Genomic DNA, 4144 nt, shown 5'->3' on the forward strand with positions numbered 1-4144 from the left:
CGGCCGAGGTAGCGCACGGGGATGCCTTCCATGGCGCTCATGTAGTCACGCGGCCGGATGAAGCTGCCAACCGGGCAGCCGCCATAGCTGTGTGCGCTGCCGTGACCGCCGCCACAGGCGCCGCCGCGGTAGGCGCCGCCACCGCCCGGAAGGAGTGCCGCGCGCCCCTGGCCAAAAAGATGGGCCACCGCGCGGTCGAAGATCTCCTGATGAGTCAGGAAGTGGACGTTTTTCATCTCAGCCCCCTGTCGCCCGACTGCGCGGGCACAGCGGTTAGTTCCCTTCGAATGCGGCGCCGCCGGTCTTCCAGCCGGCATTTCCACGCGTTCCCCTGACGCGCCTGCACTCACTTCCCGTTATAACGGCACGCCAGAAGACAAACGTGGGGCGGCACACCATAGCGATGCGATAACGCCGCGGCCCGTAGCTCGCGAATGGACTTGCGCCCTGCGCAAAGCCTTGCTGGGCAGGGGTTTGCGAAGGATGGGGACAAAGGCTTGGGACTTTCCCGAATCGAGCGCGCCTCACGGCCACGCTGTTGCACAAACGCCGCAACTGCGCACCACCTCTACCAGCTCGCATGCAGTCGCGGGCGTTCTCGCAGACAGCCGAGGCACTTCAGGTGCGGCGCTTTTTGCCGAGCGCCGCGCAGGCGGCGCGGCACATGCAGTCACGCTCGTGGTCGTTCACCATGCCCACCGCCTGCATGAACGCATAACAGATCGTCGTGCCAACGAATTTGCAGCCGTACTTTTTGAGCGCCTTGCTGAGCGCGTCCGAAACTTCCGTGGAGGCCGGCGCATTGCGATAGGAGGCCCAATCGTTCTGGATGGGCGCATCGTTCACGAACGACCAGACGAACTTCGCGAGCGACCCGTGCTCGGCCTGGATTTGCTGCACCGCGCGGGCGTTGGCGATGGCGGCCTCGATCTTGGCGCGGTTGCGTACGATCGATGCGTCCTCCATGAGCTTTTCGACGTGCTTCGGTGTGAAGCGCGCGACCTTGGCGATGTCGAAGCCGGCGAACGCGCGACGATAGCCCTCGCGCTTGTTGAGTATCGTGGACCACGACAGCCCGGCCTGCGCGCCTTCGAGCACGAGCATTTCGAACAGATGCTGGTCGTCCCGCGAAGGCACGCCCCACTCTTCGTCGTGGTATTGCACATATTGCGGCGACGCACTGGCCGATACCCAGTTGCAGCGGTGTGTCACGGTGAGCTCTCCTTGCGAGACGTCATTCAGGCCACGCAAGCATAGCGGATCGGCACCGCGCCGCCACCCTGGCCAGACGGCCGATTGTGCTCACGCAATGAAGCCGTTAGTCTCTCCGGCACGACTCGTTTTTCGACGATTGAACACGACCCACAGGCGCGCGAGGCGCGGCGAACATCATGCAGAAATATTCCTGGTTGATTGGCGTTGACGGCGGCGGCACGGGCACCCGCGTCGCGCTTGGTGACACGAACGGCGTCGAACTTGCGAGAGCGGTGGCGGGGCCGTCGGGGCTCGGGCTCGGCATCGAGCGCGCCTGGCAGTCAATCGAGGAGGGTTGCCGCGTTGCGTTCACGCAAGCGGGCCTGGCGTTCGAGTGGTCGCAATGCGTGCTCGGTTGCGGGCTTGCTGGCGTGAACAATCCCGAATGGCTCGCGGCGTTTCGCGCGGCCGCGCCGCCAGTCGCCGGCCTCGCAGTGGAGAGCGACGCTTACACGACGCTGCTGGGCGCACATGGCGGCGCACCGGGCGTGGTGGTCGCGCTCGGCACCGGCAGCATTGCTGCTGCGTTGGGGGCCGACGGCCAGTGCCGCATTGCTGGCGGCTTCGGCTTTCCTTCGGGCGACGAAGCGAGCGGCGCGTGGTTCGGCCTGCGCGCAATCGTGTGGGCACAGCAGGCGCTTGATGGCCGCGTGGTCATGGACGACCTGGCGCGGGCCCTGCTGGCGCATGTACGCGCGATCGATCGCGACAGCCTCATCGTTTGGCTGTGCACGGCCAACCAGACCGCTTACGCGAGCCTCGCCCCGGTCGTCCTCGCGCATCGCGAGCACCCATTCGTCGCAAAGCTGCTGGCCGACGCCGGAGTGGAGATTGCGAAGCTCATCGCGGCGCTCGATCCTTCGGCCAGCTTGCCGGCAGCGTTGTCGGGCGGCCTCGGGCAGCCGCTGCGCGAATGGGTGCCGCAGCCGGTACGCGATCGCTTGCGCGCCCCGCTCGACGATTCCACCAGCGGCGCGTTGCGGCTCGCGCAGCAAGAAGCCGGGCGGCAGGCAGGCACCGCGGAGCAGGGCTGATCGGCCGGAAGGTGGAAGGCGGAAAGCGGAAAGCGACAAAAGGCAGTACGGAAGGCGAGTCCGGCAGGGCTGCCATGACGGGGCCATAAGACGGGCCTCATGTTTTGCTTCGGGGGTCGAATGTGGCGCGAAATGCCGGCAACGCGCTCGGAACGTGGATCAAACGCATTGCCGGGTCGCAAATGCTACGATTAGCGGTTTCCCGCTAGCGGTCTGATCACCATGTACAAGGTCATTGCAACCGATCTCGATGGAACGCTGCTCAACAGCGACCACCAGGTCGATCCGTTCACGGTCGCCACGCTGGGTACGCTCGACGCGCAGGGTCTGCCGTTCGTCATCGCGACGGGCCGCCACTACTGCGACGTGGCCGGCATTCGCGACGTGCTCGGCATCCGGCCGTATCTGATCACGGCGAACGGCGCACGCGTGCATGCGCCCGACGACTCGCTGATCCACGCGAGCAATCTGTCCGAACCTGTCGTCGAGCGTCTCGTTGCGGCCGACACCGTGGGTGCGCACGGCCGCGTGATCGTGAGCCTGTATACCGACGACGCCTGGCTCATCGACCGCCACGCACCGGAGCTGCTCGCGTATCACCAGGACTCGGGCTTCGAGTACCGTGTTGCCGATTTGCGCGCCTACGCGGGCGCGGGCATTGCCAAGGCGCTCTACATCGGCGATCCGGCGGATCTCGCGTACGTCGCGGGCAATCTCGCGCGCGAGTTCGGCGACGCGCTCTATGTCACCTACTCGCTGCCCGATTGCCTCGAGGTGATGGTCGCGGGCGTTTCGAAGGGGCGCGCATTGCGCGTCGTGCTCGACCAGCTCGGCGTGGATGCCGCGGGTTGCATCGCGTTCGGCGACAACATGAACGACATCGATCTGCTCGAAACAGCGGGCCATCCGTTCATGATGAACAACGCCAATCCCGATCTCATCAAGCGGTTGCCAGCGGTGCCGCGCATTGGGAATAACTTCGAGGCCGGTGTCGCACATCATCTGCGCAAGCTGTTCGCGCTCGACGACGAACTCGCTTCGTAATACTCACCAGCACTCACAAGCACGAAACAGCCGCGCCGTCGCCGCGATCGCAGCTGAGCGCCATCTGGCGTTACCCGGCGCTATTGAGCCGCAGGCAGTTGCGCGCAGGGGCAGTCGTCGGCGCGTCCGTCCAGCCCTTCGCGCTCGCGCGAAAAGCGCGCGCGCGGGGTCTCGCCACTCCAGTCGATGCGCACCACATAGATGCTGTCGAAGTCCGCGCTCTCCCAGCGCGGCACGTCGCTCGCGTTGCCGCCATGCGCGGCAACGACGCGGCGCACGAACCCCTCGATCTCCCGATGCTCCCAGGCGACGAGCACCGTGCGGCCGCGCCATGCCGGATCGACTAGCTTGGCTTGCAGCGAGTCGATCTGCGAGTAACCGTAGGGCGTCTGGACCGGCATGCCGAACTGGATCGCGGTCGGCTCGACAGTCGCGAGCGGCCGCACGTAGTAGTAGGGATGGCCGTCGTCGTCCTTTTGCTCGCCGGGGTCGGGCGCGTAGATGGCATCGGGCTTGCCGTACTTGGCCGCGATCACGGCCGGCAGCGCGAGCGCGCGGTTCAGGCCTTTGCAGTCGAGCTGGCCGAGTCCCTCGGGCGGCTTTTCGCCGTGCCTCACGAATACGAGTGTCTCGACGTTGCGCGTCTCGGTCATCGCGCTCGCGGCAGGCGTGCCGCTCGCGTTCGTGTGGGCCGAGGCCGTCTCGCTGGCGCCGGCCGCCTGGGGCAGCGGCGCGCACGCGCATACCAGTGCGGCGAGGCATGCAGCGAGCATCGGGGCTGGCCGGATCGGCCGGGGGCGTGAACGCTTCAT

Annotated in this window: 4 protein-coding genes and 1 pseudogene; 2 read left to right on the plus strand and 3 right to left on the minus strand. The window is 66.5% G+C overall.

Annotated features, from left to right (window positions below):
* Nucleotides 1-236: pseudogene (locus tag VMJ11_RS33050) on the minus strand (hypothetical protein); the annotation flags it as partial.
* A 382-nt stretch (nucleotides 237-618) separates the two neighbouring features.
* A complete protein-coding gene (locus VMJ11_RS33055; protein WP_325625314.1) occupies nucleotides 619-1212 on the minus strand; it encodes a DNA-3-methyladenine glycosylase I in 594 nt (197 codons plus the stop codon).
* A 179-nt stretch (nucleotides 1213-1391) separates the two neighbouring features.
* Here VMJ11_RS33055 and VMJ11_RS33060 point away from each other — a divergent pair, with 179 nt between their 5' ends.
* The gene (locus VMJ11_RS33060) at nucleotides 1392-2288 is read left to right on the plus strand and encodes a BadF/BadG/BcrA/BcrD ATPase family protein (RefSeq protein WP_325625315.1); all 897 of its coding nucleotides are present in this window, start codon (nucleotides 1392-1394) and stop codon (nucleotides 2286-2288) included.
* A gap of 222 nt (nucleotides 2289-2510) precedes the next feature.
* On the plus strand, nucleotides 2511-3332 hold the full coding sequence (locus tag VMJ11_RS33065; RefSeq protein WP_325625316.1) for a Cof-type HAD-IIB family hydrolase: 822 nt from the start codon (nucleotides 2511-2513) through the stop codon (nucleotides 3330-3332).
* Nucleotides 3333-3412: 80 nt separating this feature from the next.
* Here VMJ11_RS33065 and VMJ11_RS33070 read toward each other — a convergent pair whose 3' ends face one another.
* A complete protein-coding gene (locus VMJ11_RS33070) occupies nucleotides 3413-4144 on the minus strand; it encodes a histidine phosphatase family protein (RefSeq protein ID WP_325625318.1) in 732 nt (243 codons plus the stop codon).

This window comes from Paraburkholderia sp. (assembly GCF_035501035.1).
Lineage (GTDB): Bacteria > Pseudomonadota > Gammaproteobacteria > Burkholderiales > Burkholderiaceae > Paraburkholderia.